The sequence below is a fragment of the Neorhizobium sp. P12A genome, assembly GCF_008365395.1.
Lineage (GTDB): Bacteria > Pseudomonadota > Alphaproteobacteria > Rhizobiales > Rhizobiaceae > Rhizobium.
The window spans coordinates 68,927-90,075 of record NZ_QOVX01000010.1 but is presented as its reverse complement, the minus strand read 5'-3'; the positions used below and the strand labels follow the sequence as shown (position 1 = coordinate 90,075).

At 58.0% G+C, this 21,149-nt stretch carries 22 protein-coding genes; 5 read left to right on the top strand and 17 right to left on the bottom strand.

From position 1 onward, the window contains the following. Position 1 precedes the first annotated feature (1 nt). The 12 genes from lpxA to DTW90_RS23965 all read right to left on the bottom strand — a co-directional run bounded on the left by lpxA (position 2) and on the right by DTW90_RS23965 (position 12,107). On the bottom strand, positions 2-820 hold the full coding sequence (gene lpxA / locus DTW90_RS24020; protein ID WP_149341432.1) for an acyl-ACP--UDP-N-acetylglucosamine O-acyltransferase: 819 nt from the start codon (positions 818-820) through the stop codon (positions 2-4). Then, the gene (fabZ, locus tag DTW90_RS24015; RefSeq protein WP_132523861.1) at positions 817-1,284 is read right to left on the bottom strand and encodes a 3-hydroxyacyl-ACP dehydratase FabZ; all 468 of its coding nucleotides are present in this window, start codon (positions 1,282-1,284) and stop codon (positions 817-819) included. The genes lpxA and fabZ overlap by 4 nt, the downstream gene beginning before the upstream one ends. Further along, positions 1,277-2,344 carry a UDP-3-O-(3-hydroxymyristoyl)glucosamine N-acyltransferase gene (gene lpxD, locus DTW90_RS24010; RefSeq protein ID WP_149341430.1) on the bottom strand — a complete coding sequence of 356 codons (1,068 nt, stop codon included), beginning with the start codon at positions 2,342-2,344 and terminating at the stop codon, positions 1,277-1,279. Before lpxD ends, fabZ begins: the two co-directional genes overlap by 8 nt. Positions 2,345-2,392: 48 nt before the next feature. After that, positions 2,393-4,729, bottom strand: a complete 2,337-nt coding sequence (gene bamA, locus DTW90_RS24005; RefSeq protein ID WP_132523863.1) for an outer membrane protein assembly factor BamA — start codon at positions 4,727-4,729, stop codon at positions 2,393-2,395. Between the two features lie 195 nt (positions 4,730-4,924). Next, positions 4,925-6,058, bottom strand: coding sequence for an RIP metalloprotease RseP (gene rseP, locus DTW90_RS24000; RefSeq protein WP_149341429.1), 1,134 nt, complete (start codon positions 6,056-6,058; stop codon positions 4,925-4,927). Positions 6,059-6,082: 24 nt separating this feature from the next. Then, positions 6,083-6,916, bottom strand: a complete 834-nt coding sequence (locus DTW90_RS23995; protein ID WP_149341428.1) for a phosphatidate cytidylyltransferase — start codon at positions 6,914-6,916, stop codon at positions 6,083-6,085. Then, complete coding sequence (locus tag DTW90_RS23990) at positions 6,916-7,662, bottom strand: isoprenyl transferase (RefSeq protein ID WP_132523866.1); 747 nt, start codon at positions 7,660-7,662, stop codon at positions 6,916-6,918. The genes DTW90_RS23995 and DTW90_RS23990 overlap by 1 nt, the downstream gene beginning before the upstream one ends. A 49-nt stretch (positions 7,663-7,711) precedes the next feature. Then, positions 7,712-8,272 (bottom strand): ribosome recycling factor, encoded by a 561-nt coding sequence (gene frr, locus DTW90_RS23985; protein ID WP_132523867.1) that lies wholly within the window; start codon positions 8,270-8,272, stop codon positions 7,712-7,714. A gap of 55 nt (positions 8,273-8,327) precedes the next feature. After that, positions 8,328-9,047 carry a UMP kinase gene (gene pyrH, locus DTW90_RS23980; protein WP_149341426.1) on the bottom strand — a complete coding sequence of 240 codons (720 nt, stop codon included), beginning with the start codon at positions 9,045-9,047 and terminating at the stop codon, positions 8,328-8,330. Positions 9,048-9,142: 95 nt separating this feature from the next. Then, on the bottom strand, positions 9,143-10,069 hold the full coding sequence (gene tsf / locus DTW90_RS23975; protein ID WP_149341425.1) for a translation elongation factor Ts: 927 nt from the start codon (positions 10,067-10,069) through the stop codon (positions 9,143-9,145). 242 nt (positions 10,070-10,311) lie between these two features. Next, positions 10,312-11,079, bottom strand: a complete 768-nt coding sequence (rpsB, locus tag DTW90_RS23970; protein ID WP_132523870.1) for a 30S ribosomal protein S2 — start codon at positions 11,077-11,079, stop codon at positions 10,312-10,314. A 200-nt stretch (positions 11,080-11,279) separates the two neighbouring features. Continuing rightward, the gene (locus DTW90_RS23965) at positions 11,280-12,107 is read right to left on the bottom strand and encodes a cell envelope integrity EipB family protein (RefSeq protein ID WP_149341424.1); all 828 of its coding nucleotides are present in this window, start codon (positions 12,105-12,107) and stop codon (positions 11,280-11,282) included. Between the two features lie 135 nt (positions 12,108-12,242). Between DTW90_RS23965 and DTW90_RS23960 the strand changes: the two genes are divergently transcribed. Genes DTW90_RS23960 through DTW90_RS23945 form a run of 4 tightly spaced genes read left to right on the top strand, consistent with a single transcriptional unit; the run spans position 12,243 to position 15,103 of the window. After that, positions 12,243-12,713, top strand: a complete 471-nt coding sequence (locus tag DTW90_RS23960; RefSeq protein ID WP_132523872.1) for a RidA family protein — start codon at positions 12,243-12,245, stop codon at positions 12,711-12,713. Then, positions 12,710-13,441, top strand: a complete 732-nt coding sequence (locus tag DTW90_RS23955; protein ID WP_132523873.1) for a glycerophosphodiester phosphodiesterase — start codon at positions 12,710-12,712, stop codon at positions 13,439-13,441. The genes DTW90_RS23960 and DTW90_RS23955 overlap by 4 nt, the downstream gene beginning before the upstream one ends. Continuing rightward, positions 13,438-14,625 (top strand): GNAT family N-acetyltransferase, encoded by a 1,188-nt coding sequence (locus tag DTW90_RS23950; RefSeq protein ID WP_149341423.1) that lies wholly within the window; start codon positions 13,438-13,440, stop codon positions 14,623-14,625. The genes DTW90_RS23955 and DTW90_RS23950 overlap by 4 nt, the downstream gene beginning before the upstream one ends. Before the next feature lie 49 nt (positions 14,626-14,674). Continuing rightward, positions 14,675-15,103: an HIT family protein gene (locus DTW90_RS23945; RefSeq protein ID WP_132523875.1), complete on the top strand. Its 429-nt coding sequence runs from the start codon at positions 14,675-14,677 to the stop codon at positions 15,101-15,103. 129 nt (positions 15,104-15,232) lie between these two features. On the opposite strand, the gene clpA is transcribed toward DTW90_RS23945, so the two are convergent. The 5 genes from clpA to cysE all read right to left on the bottom strand — a co-directional run bounded on the left by clpA (position 15,233) and on the right by cysE (position 20,267). Further along, entirely contained in the window at positions 15,233-17,734 is a 2,502-nt protein-coding gene (gene clpA / locus DTW90_RS23940; RefSeq protein ID WP_132523876.1) for an ATP-dependent Clp protease ATP-binding subunit ClpA, read from the bottom strand. Positions 17,735-17,744: 10 nt separating this feature from the next. Continuing rightward, complete coding sequence (gene clpS, locus DTW90_RS23935) at positions 17,745-18,098, bottom strand: ATP-dependent Clp protease adapter ClpS (RefSeq protein ID WP_132523964.1); 354 nt, start codon at positions 18,096-18,098, stop codon at positions 17,745-17,747. Positions 18,099-18,382: 284 nt separating this feature from the next. Continuing rightward, positions 18,383-18,739 carry a phasin family protein gene (locus DTW90_RS23930; protein ID WP_132523877.1) on the bottom strand — a complete coding sequence of 119 codons (357 nt, stop codon included), beginning with the start codon at positions 18,737-18,739 and terminating at the stop codon, positions 18,383-18,385. Positions 18,740-19,085: 346 nt separating this feature from the next. Further along, complete coding sequence (locus tag DTW90_RS23925; RefSeq protein WP_149341421.1) at positions 19,086-19,289, bottom strand: DUF3126 family protein; 204 nt, start codon at positions 19,287-19,289, stop codon at positions 19,086-19,088. Between the two features lie 129 nt (positions 19,290-19,418). Continuing rightward, positions 19,419-20,267 (bottom strand): serine O-acetyltransferase, encoded by an 849-nt coding sequence (cysE, locus tag DTW90_RS23920; RefSeq protein WP_149341420.1) that lies wholly within the window; start codon positions 20,265-20,267, stop codon positions 19,419-19,421. Between the two features lie 74 nt (positions 20,268-20,341). Here cysE and DTW90_RS23915 point away from each other — a divergent pair, with 74 nt between their 5' ends. Then, positions 20,342-21,145 carry an enoyl-CoA hydratase-related protein gene (locus tag DTW90_RS23915; RefSeq protein WP_149341419.1) on the top strand — a complete coding sequence of 268 codons (804 nt, stop codon included), beginning with the start codon at positions 20,342-20,344 and terminating at the stop codon, positions 21,143-21,145. The last annotated feature ends 4 nt before the right edge of the window (positions 21,146-21,149 follow it).

Genomic DNA, 21,149 nt, shown 5'->3' with positions numbered 1-21,149 from the left:
GTTAGCCTTTCGGTCCCCGGTTCGGAGAGGAAAGAGCACGCTCGCGATCGCCGGCAATGAAATCCAGGATCTCGATCACTTCCTTGCAATCTGCATATTCGTCACGAATGGCAGCCGCATTGTCGCGGATGGACCCTTCGCCCTCGAATATCGCCTTGAAGGCGCGGCGGACGACGTGGATGACCGATCGCTCGATACCGGCGCGGCTCATGCCAACGACGTTCAGGCCATCGAGGATGCCCGGATTTCCGTTCAGCATGCCATAGGGAATGACATCGTAGCTGACGGCAGAGAGACCGCCGATAAAGGCATTTCGGCCAACACGCGTAAACTGGTGGACGGCACAGCCGCCGCCGAGAATAGCGCGGTCGTCAATGACGACGTGACCCGCCAGCATGACATTGTTGGACATAATAATGTTGTTGCCGAGACGGCAATCATGCGCCACATGCGAATTGGCCAGGAAGAGATTGTTATTGCCGACAATCGTCTTGCCGCCGAAATCCGTGGTGCCGGTGTTCATGGTGACACCTTCACGGATCGTGCAGTTCTCGCCGACGGTGAGCGTCGTCTCTTCGCCGCCGTGATGAACGCTCTGCGGATCGCCGCCGACAACCGCATTGGGGAAAATCTTCGTTCCCTTGCCGACGGTTGTCAGGCCGGTCACGATGGCATGCGGGTGCAAGACAACATTGTCGTGCAACACCACTTTCGGCCCGACATAGCTGAACGGGCCGATCGTCACGCCCTCTCCCACGACAGCGCCGTCTTCGACTACAGCCGAGGGATGAACGCGGGCGCTCTTTGCTATACCAGTCATGCCTTGTCCTTGCGTACGATCATCGCACCGATATCGGCCTCTGCGACAAGCACACCATCAACCTTTGCGTCGCAATGGAATTTCCAGATATTGCCACGCTGCTTTTGCTTGTTGACATGATACTCGACGCGATCGCCGGGGACTACCGGCTTGCGGAAGCGGGCATTGTCGATCGTCATGAAGTAGACGAGATTGCCCGACTCGCCTTCCTTACGAGCGCAAATCGCACCTGCCGTCTGAGCCATGCCTTCGATCAACAATACACCAGGCATGATCGGCTGCTCGGGGAAATGCCCCGTAAACTGCGGCTCGTTGGCGGTTACATTCTTAATTCCGATCGCAGAATTATCACCGTCGATGTCGATGATCCTATCGACAAGAAGGAAGGGATAGCGATGCGGCAGCAGCTTCATGATCTCCAGGATTTCGGCCGATGCCAGAGATTCCTTGGCGTCCTCAGTCATTCTTCTTAACCCCACGTTCCTTATTCCGGCTACCGGTCCTCTTTGCGACCTCGGCCGATTCTCTCAAGAAATCCCACAGCGGACGAGCGGGAATCCCAGCATATCTTTCACCGGGAGGGATATCCGAAATTACACCGCTCTTTGCGCCGATCTGGACACCGTCACCAATAGTAATATGGCCATTCAAACCAGCCTGACCACCGATCTGCACGCCGTTTCCGATCTTCGTGCTACCGGCTATTCCCACCTGGCTCACAATAGCGCAGTGACGGCCAATGCGCACGTTATGGCCAATCTGCACCTGGTTGTCGATCTTCGTGCCTTCGCCGATCACGGTGTCATCCATTGCGCCGCGATCGATCGTCGAATTTGCGCCGACCTCGACGTAATCCTGGATGATGACCCGGCCAATCTGGACGATCTTCACCATCCCGCGTGGCCCGGGCGCATAACCAAAACCATCCTGGCCTATACGCGCACCATTGTGGATGATGACGTTGTTGCCGATGAGCGCACAGAGGACAGTCGCACCGGCGCCAATCGTGCAGTTTCGGCCGATCTTCACGTTGGCGCCAATGACGGCGCCTGCGCGAATGCTCGTGCCTTCCCCGATTTCCGCCCCTCGGCCGATGACGGCCATCGGCTCGACTGTAACATTCGCTTCAAGCTTTGCAGCCGGATCGACAAAAGCCGCCGGCGAGATGGCTTCCGATTGGGACGTCACTGCGTCAGGACGAGCAGCCTCCGGATGCAGGAGCAAACCGGCCATGGCAAAGGCAGTGTGAGGCTTTGATGCAAGAATAACCGGAATATGATCCGGAACGATCGACCGCAGGCTCGGCTCACAGATGAGCGCGGAAGCGCGGCAGCTCTCAATATCCTTGGAGCTCTTTCGGGAAAGGATGTAGCAGAGATCGCCATCGGTCGCCCGATGCACCGGCGCCACCGACCGAATAACGACGTCGGCATGGGCTTCATCGGCAAGTTCCGCCCCAAGATACTCGGCCAGCTTGCGCAGGCTGACGCCATCATGGGGCGGGAAAAAGCAGTTATGTTCCATCAACAGCTCCAGAACGGTATTTGAACCCGCAATTCTGGTCTGCCGATATCAGAACTGGTTGGCGATGCCAAACCGGAACTGCTGAACCTTGTCGTAATCTTCCTTCACGACAGGCTGTGCGTAGTCAACACGGATCACACCGAAGGGCGACGACCAGATGACACCGAGGCCGAGCGAAGCACGGAGCGAGCTGTCATTGTGCAGCGTATCGCCGAACAGGTCTGCCTTGTTGCCATAGAGCGTACCGGCATCAGCGAATACCGCTGCACGCAGACCGATATCCTGCGGAATACCCGGCATCGGCATGCTGGCTTCAGCAGAAGCGGTGAAGTAGGTCGTGCCGCCGAGCGGGTCGCCATGCGAAGAACGCGGTCCGATACCCGTGTTCTCAAAGCCGCGAACTTCACGTCCGCCGAGCATGAACTGATCGAAGACATTCAGCGTATTGCCGCTGGTCGGCAGAACGTAACCGGCACCAACCGTCAGCGATCCGATGATATCGGATTCGTCCGACAGCATCTTATAGTAACGAGCCTTGCCGCTGATCTTGTAGAAGTCGGAGTCGCCGCCGAGACCCGCAAGTTCCTGCGTCGCCTTGGCGATGATACCTTCACGCGGCAGGTTCTGGTCATCCAGCGTGTTGTAGGTGATCGTCTGCGAAACGGAAGACTGCGTCCACGGGCCGTTCTCGACAAGGTTGATGTACGGACGGGACAGGTTGTCCTGCCAGTCGTCAACACCGTCATAGTGAAGCTTCTTGTAGTTGTAACGCAGCGTCGTGGACAGGTCGTCCGTGATCGGCGCCGTTACGCGCAGAGAGAAGCCTTCTTCGCTATAATCGTAGAAGTCGTCGCTCGACGTATCGTTCTTGAAGATATCGAAGCCGGCTGCCAGGCGATAGCCGAGGAAGTAAGGCTCGGTGAACGAAATGTTGTAGGTACGGCTGCCTTCGGTACCAGCACCCGCAGCGATACGGATGTACTGGCCGCGACCGAGGAAGTTCTTTTCTTCGACGGAAGCTTCGAGAAGAATGCCGCCGTTGTTGCCGACCGAATAACCAGCACCGATGCCGAACGAGCCGGTCGGCTGATCCTCAACGTTGACAACCACGACCACACGGTCCGGCGCGCTGCCCGGAGCGGTCGTAATGTCGACCTTGGTGAAGTAACCGAGCGCGTCAAGACGGCGCTTGGCGCGCGTGATCATTTGCTGGTTGAACGCGTCGCCTTCGTTGATGTCGAATTCGCGGCGGATAACGTAGTCACGCGTACGGGTGTTTCCGCGGATCTCGATACGCTCGACATAGGCGCGCTCGCCCTGGTCGACCAGGTATTCAACACCGATGGTGTTGTTGGAGAAGTTGCGGTTGCCGCGGGGCGTTACGCGCGCGAAGGGGTAACCTGCTGCTGCGACACGCTTGGAAATGTTCTCGATCGAGGTCTGAATGTCCTTGGCGCTGTAGGTATCACCGGCATGCGTGATGACCAGGCCTTTCAACTCGTCGGCGTTGATACCCTCAACCGTCGAAACAACGTTGATATCGCCGTACTTGTAACGAGGACCTTCCTCGACATTGAAGTTCAGCGTGTATTCGTTGGTCTGCTCATCGAGCGTAGCGTCGGAAGACACGATGCGGAAATCGGCATAACCATGATTGTAGTAGAACTGACGCAGCGCATCTTCGTCGGCATGCTGCTTGTCAGCGCTGTAGACGTCCTTACGGGTCAGGAACGACAGGAAGTTCGACCGCTTGGTCGAAATGACGGCAGCAAGACGACCGTCGCTATAGGCCTGGTTGCCCGTGAAATTGATCTTGGCGATCTTCGTTCGATCGCCTTCGTTGATGACGAATGCAAGATTGACGCGGCCTTCGGCGACGGGAACCACCTGCGTGGTGACCTGAACGTCGTTACGACCGATCACCGCATAGGCGTCCTTGATAGTCTTGACGTCTGCCTGCACCGTATCGGCATTGAAGGGACCAGCCGCGTGGGTCTGAACGATACCCTGCAGCTTGTCGTCCTTGATCTTGCGGTTGCCGTTGAAGACGACGGCGTTGACCAGCTGGTTTTCCTTGACGTTCACAACCAGGGTGCCGCCGGAAACGGTGATATGCACATCGGAGAAATATCCGGTCGCATAGAGCTGCTTGACCGAAGCATCGATGTCGGCATTCGAGAAGGCTTTGCCGGGCTTAATCGTTATGTTGTCGCGAACGGCATCGGCACCCGTACGGGATGCACCGCGCACATCGACATTCTGGATAACGGCAGCCTCGGCGACCGAGGCAGAAGCAAGAGTTACAACACCCGCGCCAGAAGCAACAACACCAGCAGACAGCGCAACCGCCGATACTGCGTTCAAAAATCTTGAACCAGCCTTCATTTCACTTCTTACCTTTTTTCAGTCGTTCCCAGGTCGAGCGAACCCGATTCCGGCTACGTGTGTCGTTTTACCCGCTTTTGACATACAAGCAAGTGAGCGGGTTAATTTCTGTTTACTTCATTTCGAAGCGTGACCCATTCGCCACTACAGCTTTGAAACATCGTAAATAAATGGTTATTTCCCTCTTTCCGTCCCTCATCCGATCAAGGCGCTAATATCGTTCCAGGTAGCGAAAACCATGAGCGACAGCACCATGGCCAATCCGATCCGAAACGCAATATCCTGCGCACCTGCCCCGAGAGGTTTTCCTCTGACGGCTTCAATCGCATAGAACATCAGATGCCCGCCATCAAGTACCGGAACCGGCATAAGATTCAATAGACCGATCGAAACAGACAGAACGGCGGCAAGCTGGAGTACTGCTGCAATGCCTAGCGTGGCCATCTGACCCGAGGCTTGCGCGACGCGGATCGGCCCGCCCAGCTGGTCTGCCTTCATGTATCCGCCCAGCAGGTTGCCGATATATTCGAACGTGCCGCTGATGATGTGGCCCGTTTGCCTCACTCCTTCAGAAATTGCTTGGAGCGGCGTGAAAGTCTGGGTGCGGAAGTGCCCGACCTCCTGATTGGTCACGATGCCGATGAGGCCGACTTCCATTTTGTTGCCGAACTGGTCGGTCATGTCGGTCGCCTGCGGCACCATCGGGAAATCGCGTTTCTCACCGTTACGCTCCACGGTGACGACGATATGGTGGCCCGGGCGGATGCTGACATAGCGGCGCACATCATCGAAGGTCTCGACCCTGCTGCCATCGATGGCAACCAAGAGATCTCCCGGCTGAATGCCGGCCTGGGCCGCCGCACTGTCGGCCTTGACCTCAGCAACCACCGGATCGGCCACAGGTCGCCCATAGATGGCGAAGAGCACGGCAAAGATCGCAATGGCGAGGATGAAGTTGGCGATCGGTCCCGCGGCCACTGTCGCAGCCCGCTTCCAAAGCTTGGCGCCGGCGAAGGATTGCGCCCGCTCTGCCTCGGTCATCGCCTCGACCATGTCCATATCCGGCTTGCTCGAGGCATCCTCGTCGCCGAAGAAGCGCACATAGCCGCCAAGCGGGATCGCCGAAAGCTTCCACCGCGTGCCGTGCCTGTCCGTGAAGCCGAGAATCTCCGGGCCGAATCCGATGGAGAAGGCAACGACCCGAATGCCGGACAAGCGACCAATGAGGTAGTGGCCCATCTCGTGCACGAATACCAATAGAGACAGAACAAGAACGAACGGGACGATATAGCCCGTAAAGAAGCCGATGATACTCGTCACGCTACCCATGAAACGATCCCGCCTGATTTGAGTTCAGACACCGAGCAATACCCCGCCCAGTGACACCGTTTCGCCATCCGTTGCCAGCGACAGCACGATAGCCAACAAAAAGGCCGCAAAACAAGCAAAAATTAGACCATCGACCCTATCCATCACTCCGCCATGGCCAGGAATGAGGTGACTGGAGTCCTTGACGCCGAATCGTCGCTTGATGAAGGATTCGAAAAGATCGCCTGCCTGGCTGCAGATGGAGAGAAGGAGAGCCACTCCGGCAACCCATAAACCCGTGCCGAGAAAGAAGTACCAGATGACGGCGCTACCTGCGATCACGGCTGCAACAGCGCCACCGATCGCCCCTGACCACGTCTTGCCGGGCGATATGCGCGGCGCAAGCTTGGCGCCTCCGATCGCACGTCCGACGAAATAAGCGAATATGTCAGTCGCCCACACGGTCGCGAAGACGAACAGCATGACCGCGAAACCACGGAAATCGTCATCGCGAATCTCGGAAAGGGCAATACAGGTCAGTCCCGCATAGAGCACGCCGCCGGGAAGCCACCAGCTCTTTCGTCGAGCGGCGACCAGTATGGCAGTCACCAGGACAAACAGGCAGAGCGCGGCGACAGCATATACCGGCTCCTCAGCCAGGGTTGCGGCAGCGATCGCGGCAAGGCCGAGCCAGGCGATTGCATTGCCCTGCGGGTCGCGGCCATGCAGCCCCGTGATCCTCGACCATTCGTAATAGACGAGCAAGGCAATCACTGATGCCAGCAAGCGGAAGGCCAAACCGCCACACCACGTGGCCGCAAGGACAACGATAGCAAGGATGATCCCGGAGACGATACGCAGCCTCAGTTCGCGGCTCATCAGGACCCCACGGCGGCGGCGGGCTTGGCGGAAAGGCCGCCGAAGCGACGGTCGCGCGCCGCATATTTCTCGAGGGCTGAAAGGAACAGATCGCGGCTGAAGTCCGGCCAGTATTCGGGCATGAACATGAATTCCGAATAGGCTGCCTGCCAGAGAAGGAAGTTCGAAAGACGTTCCTCACCGCTGGTCCGAATGATCAGATCAGGGTCGGGAATGCCTGCCGTGTCCAGCCTTCCATCGATCAGAGCCGGAGTGATGTCCTGCGCGCGCAGTCGACCCGCCTCCACCTCTTTGGCAAGGCTGACGACGGCACGCGCGATCTCGTCCCGCGAGCCGTAGTTGAAGGCTATGACCAGCGTCAGCGCCGTATTGTCTTTCGTCGTCTCCTCGGCCTCGATCAGCAGCGGCAGGATATCGCTACGCAGATTGTAACGATCGCCGATAACGCGAATGCGCACATTCTGCCTGTGGAGCTCTGCCAGATCACGCCGGATGAACGCCTTCAGCAGGCCGAGCAGATCGGTGACCTCAGTCTCCGGCCGGCGCCAATTCTCGGAAGAGAAGGCGAACAATGTCAGGTATTTTATGCCGACATCGCCCGCTGCGCGCACAGTCTCCCGCACCGCTTCCACACCCTTGCGATGACCCATCGTGCGCGGCAAGCCGCGCGCATTGGCCCATCGGCCATTGCCATCCATGATGATGGCAACATGCTCAGGTATGCGCGAAAACGTGGAGTTTGTCATATGGATCCGGTTTCGTTCGGGCAGGAAGGCGCGGGTATCAGCAGATACTTTAGACCTGCATGATTTCCTTTTCCTTCTCCGCTAGCAAGCGGTCGATATCGGAAATCATATCATCCGTCATCTTCTGCACCTTTTCCGACTGCGCCCGGCTTTCGTCCTGACCGAGCACGCCATCCTTCTCGGCCTTCTTCAGGCCGTCCATGCCGTCGCGGCGAACGTGACGGATCGCGACCTTTGCCTTCTCGGCATAGTCGTGCGCAACCTTGACCAGCGAGCGGCGACGCTCTTCGTTGAGTTCCGGAAGCGGAATGCGCAGGCTCTGGCCGTCGACGATCGGATTAAGACCAAGGTTCGATTCGCGAATCCCGCGCTCGACCGCGCCGACCATCGACTTGTCCCAGACCGAAACCGTGAGCATGCGCGGCTCGGGAACGGTGATGTTGGCAACCTGGTTCAGCGGCACGCGCGATCCATAGGCTTCAAGTGTCACCGGATCGAGAATGTTGGCAGATGCGCGCCCCGTGCGCAAAGACGCGATATCGCTCTTGAAGGCCGAGACGGCGCCATCCATGCGGCGCTTCAGTTCCTTGAGGTCGGTGTTGTCACTCATTGTCATAACTCCATATTTTGAACAGCGCCGTTCAAGGCCTGACGCTGCGGAATTCTCAATTGTCCGATACGATGGTCTTGCGGCCCCCGCCGGTCAAGATTTCTGCGAAGCCGCCTTTCTCGTGAATCGAGAAAACGACGATCGGAATGCTGTTTTCGCGAGCAAGCGCCACGGCAGCAATATCCATCACGGCAAGCCCCTTTTCCAGGACCTGGCTGTGGGTCAGATGATCGAACCGCTCGGCATCCGGCACCTTCTTCGGATCGGCAGAATAGATACCATCGACCTGCGTTCCCTTGAAGATCGCTTCGGCACCCATTTCTGCAGCCCTTAGAGCAGCAGCCGAATCGGTGGTGAAGAAGGGATTCCCCGTCCCGCCGGCAAAGATGACCACACGGCCAAGCGACAGATGATAGAGCGTTGCGCGCTGCGAAAAACTCTCGCAGATTTCGGGCATTGCGATGGCGGAGAGAACGACGGTATCGATATTCAGCTTGCGCAAGGAGGTTGCGAGCGCCAGCGCGTTGATGATGGTCGCCAGCATGCCCATGTGGTCACCGGTTACCCGATCGCCGCCTTTGGACGCGACCGCTACGCCGCGAAAGATGTTGCCGCCACCGACGACGACGCCGACCTCGACCCCCATTTCGCGCGCTTCCGAAATATCCGAAGCAATGCGGTCAGCAACAGCGACATCAATTCCGAAACCCTGGCTCCCCATAAGGGCTTCGCCGGAGGCCTTAAGCAATACGCGCTTGTAAATGGGCTGGGACATATTGGCTCCTCGAAATGATCGTGAAAGCCGGATACACGAAGGGCACCGCGTTGTCACGCGATGCCCTTCAGTTTTCCTTTGGTATGATCCGCAGATCAGCCCTTGGCGACAGCTGCGACTTCAGCTGCGAAGTCCGTCTCTTCCTTCTCGACGCCTTCGCCGAGGAGAAGACGGGCCATGCCGACGACTTCGATCTTCGCGCCGGCTTCCTTTTCAGCTTCCTTGACCGCAGCGCCAACCGTCAGGTCGGGGTTGATCACGAAAGCCTGCGACAGAAGAGCGACTTCTTCGAAGAACTTGCGCATGCGGCCTTCGACCATCTTTTCGATGATCGCGTCCGGCTTGCCGGATTCGCGAGCCTGTTCGATGAACACGTTGCGCTCGCGCTCGGCAACAGCAGCGTCGACTTCTTCGGCGCGGATAGCGAGCGGGTTGGTCGCAGCGATGTGCATGGCAACCTGGCGGCCGATCGACGTCAGAACGGCCTTGTCGCCTTCGGACTTGAGGGCAACGAGAACGCCGAGCTTGCCGATGCCGTCGCCGGCAGCGTTGTGGATGTAGGTCGCGACAACGCCGTGCTCGACTTCGAGCTTGGCAGCGCGACGGAGCGTCATGTTTTCGCCGATCGTGGCGATTGCGTCCTTGATGGTGTCGGCGACCGGCTTGCCGGATGCCGGGTAGGTCGCCGCAGCGATGGCTTCAACCGTGCCGTCGGTCGACAGGGCAACTTCGGCGATACCGCGAACGAGATCCTGGAAGGCGTCGTTACGGGCAACAAAGTCGGTTTCGGAGTTGAGCTCGACGACAACAGCCTTGTGACCGGCGCCGGCAATGGCGACCAGGCCTTCAGCAGCGGCGCGACCAGCCTTCTTGTCGGCCTTGGAGATGCCCTTGGCGCGCAGCCAGTCGATCGATGCTTCGATGTCGCCGTTGTTTTCGACCAGCGCCTTCTTGCAGTCCATCATGCCTGCGCCAGACTTTTCGCGCAGTTCCTTCACCAGTGCAGCCGTAATCTCGGTCATAAGCTTCCTCTTGTCGGTTCAAACGGTGGCCCGCGAAAGGCGGTGCGGCACCGGATTGAGGCACGAAATGTACCTGAATGTATGACAGCGTGATGAAAGACGCGTCATAACGAAACTCGTATGGCGGCGGGCGGATCGCCCTCGCCTGAAACAGTCAAGGCCGCCGAACTTCTAGGAGTCGCGAGCGGCCTTTCCCAATCTCTGGAAAGCACAGCGGACCTTTTGGTCCGCCTGCTTCTTTATCAGGCTTCGGCTTCGCCTTCGAGCGCCGGTTCCATCGGAACTTCAGCAGAAGCACCGAGATCGCGGCCGGAAGCGCCCTGCTGGCGAGCAATGCCGTCGATGGCAGCGCGCGAGATCAGTTCGCAATAGAGAGCGATGGCGCGCGAAGCGTCGTCGTTACCCGGGATCGGGTAGTCGATCAGGTCCGGATCGCAGTTGCTGTCGATGATGGCGACAACCGGGATGCCAAGGCGCTTGGCTTCGTCGATCGCGATCTTTTCCTTGTTGGTGTCGATGATGAACATCAGGTCCGGGGTGCCGCCCATATCGCGGATACCGCCGAGAGCCTTGTCGAGCTTTTCGCGCTCGCGCTCAAGGTTCAGACGTTCCTTCTTGGTGAAACCCTGGGCTTCGCCGTTCAGGATTTCGTCGAGCTTGCGCAGACGCTGGATCGAGTTGGAGATCGTCTTCCAGTTCGTCATCATGCCGCCGAGCCAACGCGAGTTGACGTAGTACTGGGCGGAACGCTTGGCCGAATCAGCGATGAGCTCGGAAGCCTGACGCTTGGTGCCGACGAAGAGAACACGGCCGCCGCGAGCAACGGTGTCGCTGACGACCTGCAGGGCGCGCGACAGCATCGGAACGGTCTGAGCCAGGTCGATGATGTGGATGTTGTTACGATCGCCGAAAATGTACGGCTTCATCTTCGGGTTCCAGCGGTGAGTCTGGTGGCCGAAGTGGACGCCTGCTTCGAGAAGCTGGCGCATAGAGAAATCGGGCAATGCCATGCCTTTTTATCCTTTTCCGGTTGAACCTCCGCAAGGCGAACAGCATCCTCTTCGAAGATGCCACCGGGCGGAACGATCCGGATTTCTCCCGGACAATCCCATGCCTTACGTGTGGAATGCGGCTGGCCTTACCCTCCCTTGGCGGTAAAAGCAAGGCTTATGACAGAAAAATTACTTAAAACCGCGAAGAGCTGCCGCGTCTACTTGCAGGCCTTGGTGTCGAGCACTTCGAGCTTCGAGAGTTTGCCTGTCAGCACGAAATCACCATAGTCCATGGTTAGATCGCGCGTGATGCCGTTCTCGTAGAGCTTGAACGACATGCGGTATACGGGCATCGCATCGCCGCTGCTCTTCTCATTGAAATAGGCAACCGTTACCGGCCAGAACGGCGTCTTGGCGAAGGCACCGGCCTTGTCGGCATCCGCGTCATCGGCCCCCGGCGTTTCCTGCTTGCCGACGACAGTGGTTGCGACCAGCGACTTGTCGCCATCATCGGAACCGTCGAAGACGCGGGCCTCGAAGAAATTCTTGCCGATCTTTGCATTCTGGATGATGTCCAGCATGTGCTCCGTTGGGAAGCGGCTCTCGGCCAGGTCCACCTCTTTGGTGGCCGGCTGGGTGAGTTCGACCTTGACGCCCTTCTGGTCGTCCTCTGCAGCGCCCCTTACATCCTTGTCGAGTTGCTCGTCAGTGAACGACTTTGTCTCGAACCGGAAAATGCGCTTCGTGAGATCCTCGAAGGTCGTCGTCTGCTGGTCGCTCAGGCGTGTCGAATCGCCCGTATCGATCTGGGTGACGAAACGGAAATTGGTCGTGAACCCGGTGCAATCAGAGCCGTCGAACTCGTAGACCATCCGTCCGTACATGCCGGAAATGCCGGAGCGATCGGAAGCATCCTTGAGTTCGAGATCATAGACCGCGCGATGGGCGATGAGGCCGCTCGGACCGGCTGCAAATGCCGACGGCGCAGGAAGAACCGCAAAGCTCGCACCCGAAACCAGAACAGCGGCAAGACTCGAGCGGAACATTCATTATCTCCTATTGGACTCGCACGCGATGTTATAAGAACGCTTTCGACCAAATAGAGGCCGACGTCTCGCTCCGCGGGATTTTAAGTCTTGATGCAGGATTTTTGAAGAATTTACAACAAACGGGAGACGAAAATGTCCGACGCCATCGATACCCGCCTCACCGAGCTTGGGATCACCCTGCCGGAGGCCGCCGCACCGGCTGCGAACTACGTGCCATACGTCATCAGCGGCAACCTCCTTTATCTTTCGGGGCAATTGCCGATCGAGGGTGGAAAGGTCGCGATTACTGGCCATTTGGGCAAGGACGTCGATGTGGCAAGGGGTCAACGTGCCGCGGAACTCTGCGCGATCAACATACTTGCACAGGCAAAGGCAGCATTGGCCGGCGATCTTGGCCGCATCAGGCGGCTGATCAAGCTCAACGGCTTCGTCGCCTCGGTCCCTGATTTCACCGAACAACATCTCGTGATCAACGGCGCATCCAATCTTCTCGCCAACGTGCTTGGAGAGGCCGGCAAGCATGCACGTGCAGCTGTCGGCATGGCTGCCCTGCCGCTGAACGCCGCTGTCGAAATCGATGCCATCCTGGAAATTTCTCTATGAGCAAGATTGCCTGGCTTACCGAAAGGCCGGTCGCCCATCGCGGCTATCATGACATGAACAGCCAAGTCTGGGAGAACACGCTTTCCGCCTTCTCCCGTGCGATAGACGCCGGCTTTTCGATCGAATGCGATCTGCACTATGCTGCCGACGGTGTCCCGGTCGTCTTCCACGACGATGACCTGCAGCGGGTCTGCAATCTGCCCGGCGCCCTGCGCGACCGCAGCTCGGCCGAACTCGGATTGCTGTCCGTCGGCGGCACGAATGACAAGATCCCGACTCTGAAGCAGTTGCTCAAGCTCTGCGACGGGAAAGTGCCGCTGGTTCTCGAACTAAAAGGCCGACAGGGCGACGACGAAGGCTTTGCCGAGACGGTCATCGAGGTTCTGGAAGGCTACAAGGGCCATGTCGCCCTGATGAGCTTCGATCACTGGATTTTGAAGGATCTGAAGGCGCTTAATCCGCCTCACCCGATCGGTTTGACCGCGGATGGAAACAATCCCGACACATTCTTTGTGCATGACGAAGCTATGCAGCTTGGTCTAGACTTCATCTCATATTTCTATGGTGATCTGCCCAATCCCTTCGTCACGGCTCAGCGCCAGCGCGGCATCCCTGTCATTACCTGGACGGTTCGCGACGAGGCAGCAAGGCGACACACATTTGCGAATGCAGACCAGATGACATTCGAAGGCTTTGATCCACGGGAGAGCCCCGCCCTCGTTTCATGACAGACGAATTATCCTTTCGCGCAGAACGATCATTCAAGGCAATATCTCCGGAAAGCTGGTCGAAGCTGGCCGGAGCTTCACGAGCAGGCTCGGCCCTGCCCTACAATCCCTTCGTCTCGCATGCCTTCCTCTCATCCCTTGAGGAATCCGGCTCGGCCACCGACCGGGCCGGATGGCTCGGGCATCACCTGTTACTCGAAACCGATGACGGCACCCTCATAGGCGCCATACCCGGCTATCTCAAAAGCCATAGCCAGGGAGAATATGTCTTCGACCATGGCTGGGCGGACGCGTTCGAACGCGCAGGCGGCGAATATTATCCGAAGCTGCAGTGCTCCATTCCGTTCACGCCAGCGACCGGCCCGCGCCTGCTTGTCGCCGAAGGCTATGACAGGCCGATCATCCAGGCAGCGCTTGCCGAAAGTCTGAAAGAAGTGACACGGCAGCTCGGCATATCTTCCGCGCATGTCACGTTCCTGCCCGAGGACGAGGTCTCCGTCTTCGAAACGGATGGCTATCTGCACCGCACGGACCAGCAATTCCACTTCATCAATGAAGGCTACGCCAACCATGACGCGTTTCTGGAAACGCTCGCGTCGCGCAAGCGCAAGGCGCTGAAGAAGGAACGTCGTGTCGCGCTCGAAAACGGGATCACCATCGACTGGCTGACCGGCAGCGATCTGACAGAGGACATCTGGGACCAGTTCTTCACCTTCTATATGGATACCGGCGGCCGCAAATGGGGCCGACCTTATCTGACGCGCCAATTCTACTCGCTGATCGGCGAGCGCATGGCAGACGACATCCTTCTCGTCATGGCGAAGCGCGAGGGGCGCTACATTGCTGGCGCGATCAATTTCATCGGCGGCGACACGCTCTATGGCCGCCACTGGGGCTGCATCGAGGATCATCCCTTCCTGCATTTCGAAGTCTGCTATCATCAGGCCATCGATTTTGCGCTGGCAAAGGGCCTCAGCCGGGTCGAAGCAGGCGCCCAGGGCGAACACAAGCTCGCCCGCGGCTATCTGCCTGTGACGACGCATTCGGCACACTATATCGCCCATGCCGGGCTTCGCCGCGCCGTTGCCGACTATCTGGCGCGGGAGCGGCAGGAGGTTGAGCAGATCGGCGAGATGCTGACGGAGCATAGCCCCTTCCGCCGGGGCGAACGACAGGATAATTGATTGTCGGGCGACACTGCGGCCCGACAATTCCGGAATAAGGAGATCCTGGATGACCAGCCCGAGCTATGACAGCAACAATATCTTTGCGAAGATACTCAAGGGCGAAATTCCGTCCTACCGGGTCTACGAGGACGAACATACGGTCGCCTTCATGGATGTCATGCCGCAATCGACGGGTCACACATTGGTCGTGCCGAAGCAGCCGTCACGCAATCTGTTCGATGCGGACCCCGAAACGTTGCAGCATGCGATCCAGGTGGTGCAAAAGATCGCCAATGCCGTCAAAGAGGCTTTCGACGCTGACGGTGTCTACATCGCCCAGTTCAACGAACCGGCAGCGGGCCAAACCGTCTTCCACCTGCATTTTCACATCATTCCGCGCAACGAAGGCGTTCCGCTGAAGCCGCATGGCGGCAAGATGGAAGATGGCGCGGTGCTCGCCGCCAATGCGCAGAAGATTATCGAAGCATTGGCTTGAGCTCTCATTCGAGGGGATGAGGGGGCCACACGGCAGGCCACCAACGCTTGGTAGATATAATGTCCCAACCAAAAAGGCCTGCATCGTCACCGATGCAGGCCTTTTCTCATTCAACCTAGTCGCCGCGCTTTACTTCTTGCGCGGAACCTTCGGTACGGCACCGCTCTTGCCGGCGTTCTTCACTTCCGGCTCGGCCTCCGGCTTGGCCTGCTTGGCGGCAGACGAAGCACGCTTCGGCGAGGCCTTCGCCTTCAGTTCGCCATCGGCATCGTGTTCGGCTTCTGCCTCGACCAGTTCGGCCTCCGGCTTCGGCTTAATCGGCGCGGTCTCGGCGATCGATTCGAGAACGATGCCGGGCTTGCCGTCTTCCTTCGGACCGACGGTTACCTTGACGACGCCACCCTTCTTCAGTTTGCCGAAGAGGATTTCGTTCGCCAGAGGCTTCTTGATGACGTCCTGGATGACGCGAGCGAGCGGGCGGGCACCCATCTTCTCGTCGTAACCCTTTTCCGCCAGCCAGGCGATCGCATCCTCATGCAAGTCGAAGGTCACGTTGCGTTCGGAAAGCTGTGCTTCCAGTTGCATGATGAACTTCTGAACCACCTTGTGAATGACAGCCGTCGGCAACGATGCGAACGGAATGATCGCATCCAGACGGTTGCGGAACTCCGGCGTGAAGAGGCGGTTGAGCGCTTCCTCGTCCTCGCCCGTCCGCTTGGACGAGCCGAAGCCGAAGGCGGCCTTGGCCATTTCCGACGCACCCGCATTGGTCGTCATAATTAGGATGACGTTGCGGAAGTCGATCTTCTTGCCATTATGGTCCGTCAGCGTGCCATGGTCCATGACCTGCAGCAGGATGTTGTAGATGTCGGGATGCGCCTTCTCGATTTCATCGAGCAGGACCACGCAATGCGGATGCTGGTCGACGCCGTCGGTCAACAGGCCACCCTGGTCGAAGCCGACATAGCCGGGAGGTGCACCGAGCAGACGGGAAACCGTATGCCGTTCCATATATTCCGACATGTCGAAGCGCAGCATCTCGACGCCGAGCGAAGAGGCAAGCTGCTTGGCGACTTCCGTCTTGCCGACGCCTGTCGGGCCGGAGAAGACGTAGGAGCCGATCGGCTTGTTCGGTTCGCGCAGGCCGGCACGGGCCAACTTGATCGAGGTGGACAGGGCTTCGATGGCCGTATCCTGACCATAGACGACAGACCGCAGTTCCTGCTCGAGATTGGCAAGAACGGCCTCATCGTCCTTGGAGACGCTCTTCGGCGGAATACGCGCCATCGTCGCGACGGTCGCTTCGATTTCCTTCTCGGTGATCAGCTTGCGGCGTCTCGAAGGCGGCAGCAGCATCTGGGCTGCACCCGTTTCGTCGATGACGTCAATCGCCTTGTCAGGCAACTTGCGATCGGAAATATAGCGAGCCGACAGTTCGACCGCCGACTTGATCGCGTCGTTGGAATAACGCAGGTGATGATACTCTTCGAAATAGGGCTTCAGACCCTTCATGATTTCGATCGCATCGTCGATCGACGGTTCGTTGACGTCGATCTTCTGGAAGCGGCGAACCAGGGCCCGATCCTTTTCGAAGAACTGGCGATATTCCTTGTAGGTGGTCGAGCCGATGCAACGGATCGCACCCGAGGATAAAGCAGGCTTCAGGAGGTTCGAGGCATCCATGGCTCCACCCGACGTCGCGCCAGCACCGATGACGGTGTGGATTTCGTCGATGAAGAGCACTGCGCCCGGATATTCCTCGAGTTCCTTGACGACCTGCTTCAGGCGCTCCTCGAAGTCACCGCGATAGCGGGTTCCGGCGAGCAGCGTGCCCATGTCGAGCGAGAAGATGGTGGCGTCAGCGAGCGCTTCCGGCACCTTGCCTTCGACGATGCGCTTTGCCAGACCTTCGGCGATGGCCGTCTTGCCGACGCCCGGATCGCCCACGTAAAGCGGGTTGTTCTTCGAACGGCGGCACAGGACCTGGATAGTCCGGCTGACTTCCTGGTGGCGGCCGATCAGCGGATCGATCTTGCCGCTCTTGGCCTTCTCGTTCAGATTGACGCAATAGGCCTTCAGCGCATCCTGCTGCTTCTTGGCCCCACCCTCCTCCTGCTCGCCGCGGGAGGTCGGCTTGCTTTCGGATTCGTTTTCTTCAGCACCGCGCGGCGCACGAACCTGGGAGGAGCCCGCACGCTTGCCGATACCATGGGAAATATAATTGACCGCGTCGTAGCGGGTCATCTCCTGCTCCTGCAGGAAATAGGCTGCATGGCTTTCCCGTTCCGCGAAAATGGCGACGAGAACATTGGCTCCCGTTACCTCTTCGCGGCCCGAAGACTGAACATGGATCACGGCTCGCTGGATGACGCGCTGGAAGCCGGATGTCGGCTTGGAGTCCTCGTCATAACCGGTGATCAAATTCGAGAGTTCGTTATCGACATATTCAATCAGCGTTTTGCGGAGCGCATCGAGATCGACATTGCAGGCGCCCATGACGGCCGCCGCATCGGAGTCGTCCACAAGCGCCAACAGCAGATGCTCGAGCGTGGCATACTCATGATGCCGCTCGTTTGCGTAGGTCAGTGCCTGATGCAGCGCCTTCTCAAGACTAGGCGAAAATGTTGGCACGTTCAGATCCTCACTTCTTTTCCATTACACATTGCAGCGGATGCTGGTGTTGCCGGGCAAAGTCCATCACCTGGCTCACCTTGGTCTCAGCTACTTCGTATGTAAACACGCCGCACTCGCCCACGCCGTGATTGTGGACATGGAGCATGATGCGCGTGGCACCTTCACGATCCTTCTGGAAAAAACGCTCCAGGATATGGATCACGAAATCCATGGGCGTGTAGTCGTCATTCAGCAGCAGTACGCGATAAAGATTGGGCTTTTTGGTCTTGGACTTCGTGCGTGTAATCACCGAGGTCCCGCGATTGCCGTTGTCCCCGTTCCTTTCGCTGTCGTTTTGCATCCGGATCGGCTTAGCGATCATTGTCATTCATTCCTCAAATCATCCGGCGGGAGGACATTGCATTCCGACCAGTCATTCTTAATCGTTCCGCCGAATATCCGAACCCCTAACTTAGTTCATATTGGCGTGATTTTAAGCCCCTCGCTCGACACTGCAATCACAATTCGTTGCCAAAGAACCCCAGAAGAAAAAAAGTCTTGGCGAGCGGCCCTGATCGGGAACGACAAACGAAAAAGACCGGCTGCAGCAAAGTGCAGCCGGTCTTACCGGACCTTCAAAGTCCTGAAATCTATTCGCGAGGCGTTTTACGCAGCAGAAGCCACAGAGGCTGCCTTGCTCGTTGCCTTTGCAATCGGCGCTTCGTAAGGCTTGTAGGCCGTCTTGGCGAGGTCGGCATACATTTCGCCGAGCTTCGTCGCCTCAGCGATGAAGTTCTCGTAGGACGACTTCACGAAATTGCCCTGCAGTTCGAAAACGGTCTCGAAGCTCTTGGCACCGGCGAGCGTTTCCATGTGCGTTACCGTGTCCTGGAAGGACTTCTTGGAATATTCGGCCGTTTCGGCAGCAATTGCCTGAAAGCCCTTTGCAACTTCGGAATAGCCCTTCAGCGCGGTGTCCATCGCTTCCTTGCTCTTCTTGTTTGCTTCTTCAAAATTGAACATGCTGTCCTCTCTCCCTTGGATGGCTTCGAGGCAAACGTAATTGCGGTGCACAAATAGTCAAGTAGTCTTGTGCGGCGCACAGCATGTTAAAGTTGTATTTGATGCCGTGAACATTGGGCTGGCCGGAAGGGGCACTTCCATCGGTATGTTTTCGCAGAAATATATCAGAAGGCTACAACTTTAGGATTAAGTGAAAAACTTGCGTCTTCACTGAGGATTCCTGATTTCAGCTGTCGCAGGGGCATATTTGAAATGAAATTGGATGAATTTTTGCAGATTTTGAGAGCAAATACTCAAAAAGAGAGCCGGATTTCATCGAAACCCGGCGCTCTTGCTAATCGCGACGTCAGAGATCGACGTCCAGGATAGCCATCGAAAAGTTGTAGGAACGATCGCCATCCTCATCGTCGATATAGACGACACCGAGAAACTCTTCGCCGAGATAGACTTCCGCGGAATCATTCTTGCGCGGACGGGCCTTCACCAATATCTGCGGATTGAAGGTGCGTTTGAAATAAGCGTCGAGTTTCTTGATTTCTTCAGGCTTCACAAGTCATCTCCGTGGTTCTCGCGGCTGGCCGGTTCTTGCACAGGAAAAGCGGCGGTGTAAAGGCTGCAAGCGCGGCATGACGCGGATGTCCACGCCTGCCGCAACCCGCCAATCCCTGGCTGCCTGATCTCAGATTCCGGCGCCGATAACCTGATCCCGAACGATCTGGTCCATCAATCGTGAGGGCTCCGAACAGCCTGCTTCTCCGACGACCTTCGCCGGCACGCCCGCAACAGTCGTCTTCGGCGGGACTTCCTTCAGCACGACGGAGCCTGCCGCGATGCGTGAGCAATGTCCGATCTGGATGTTGCCAAGGATTTTGGCCCCTGCCCCGATGAGCACCCCATTGGCGATCTTCGGATGACGGTCGCTTCCTTCCTTGCCGGTGCCACCAAGTGTCACACCGTGCAGAATGGAGACGTTGTCGCCGATGACGGCGGTCTCGCCGACCACGACGCCCGTCGCATGATCGAGGAAGATACCCTTCCCGATGCGCGCCGCCGGATTGATATCCGTCTGGAACACGCTGGAAGAGCGGCTCTGGAGATAAAGCGCAAAATCCCGACGCCCGTGGTTATACAGCCAATGGGCAAGGCGATGGGTCTGGATGGCGTGGAAGCCCTTGAAATAAAGGACAGGCTCCATGAAACGGAGGCAGGCAGGATCGCGGTCATAGACCGCCTGAATGTCGACACGGAGGATCGATCCCCATTCGGGCCAATCCGCCAGCATTTCCTCGAATGTCTGGCGCAGCAGGACTGCCTGCATATCCGGATGATCGAGACGCTCGCAGATGCGATAAATGACGCATTCCTCAAGCGAACGATGATTGATAATGGTGGAATAGAGAAAGGCAGCCAGAAGCGGATCCCTCTCGGCGGCAGCACGCGCTTCATCCCGCATGCTATCCCATATCGGATCGACCACCTTGACCGAGTTTGCGCCATCAATCTGGCGAACGTCCGTTATTGCGACCATTGGCGGTCTCCTCATTTCCTGTTGAGCGCCATTATATAGAGGAAAAGTCCTACAACATAAATGGGGCAGACCGCATGACTTCTTCTCACGATTTCGCTGGCGGCCATGTCCGCACCACCTTTGACGACGGCATCGGGACATTGGTGCTCGACAATCCGGATCGCAAGAATGCAATCACGGCCGCCATGTGGCGCGCGGTGCCGCAGGCGATACGGCACCTGACGGACGAAGCGAACGCACGTGTGATCGTCATCCGTGGCGGCGGAGAAAAGGATTTCAGCGCCGGTGCGGATATCAGCGAATTCGACACGGAGCGCAAAGATACAGCAACGGCGCGTGTCTACGAGGCCCTGAACTCCGCAGCCTTTACTGCGGTGCGTCATTGCCGCGTGCCGACCATTGCCCTGATCCGCGGCATCTGCTTCGGGGGCGGGTTCGGGATCGCCGCGGCCTGTGATCTGCGTATTGCCGATGAAAGCGCGCGCTTCTCGATACCGGCGGCACGTCTCGGCCTCGCCTACCCGGCCGACGCCATCCAGGACATCGTCACCGCGCTCGGGCCGCAAATGGCCAAGGTCGCCATCTTCACCGGAGCGCCCCTATCGGCGGCAAAGATGATATCGGCCGGCTTCCTGCTGGAGACGATGGCGACAGACGCTCTCGAAGGGGAAGCGCATGCGCTGGCCCTCGCGATCGCCGCAAATGCACCACTTGCCCTGCATGCCTCAAAGATGGCGATACGAGCCGTGATCGAGCAGGATGACGACCTGTTGCGAGACGCCGAAATTCTCGGCGCGGAAACCTTCGACAGCCTGGATTATGCCGAAGGCCGCGCGGCTTTTGCCGAGCGCCGGAAACCGCATTTCACCGGGCAGTGACACT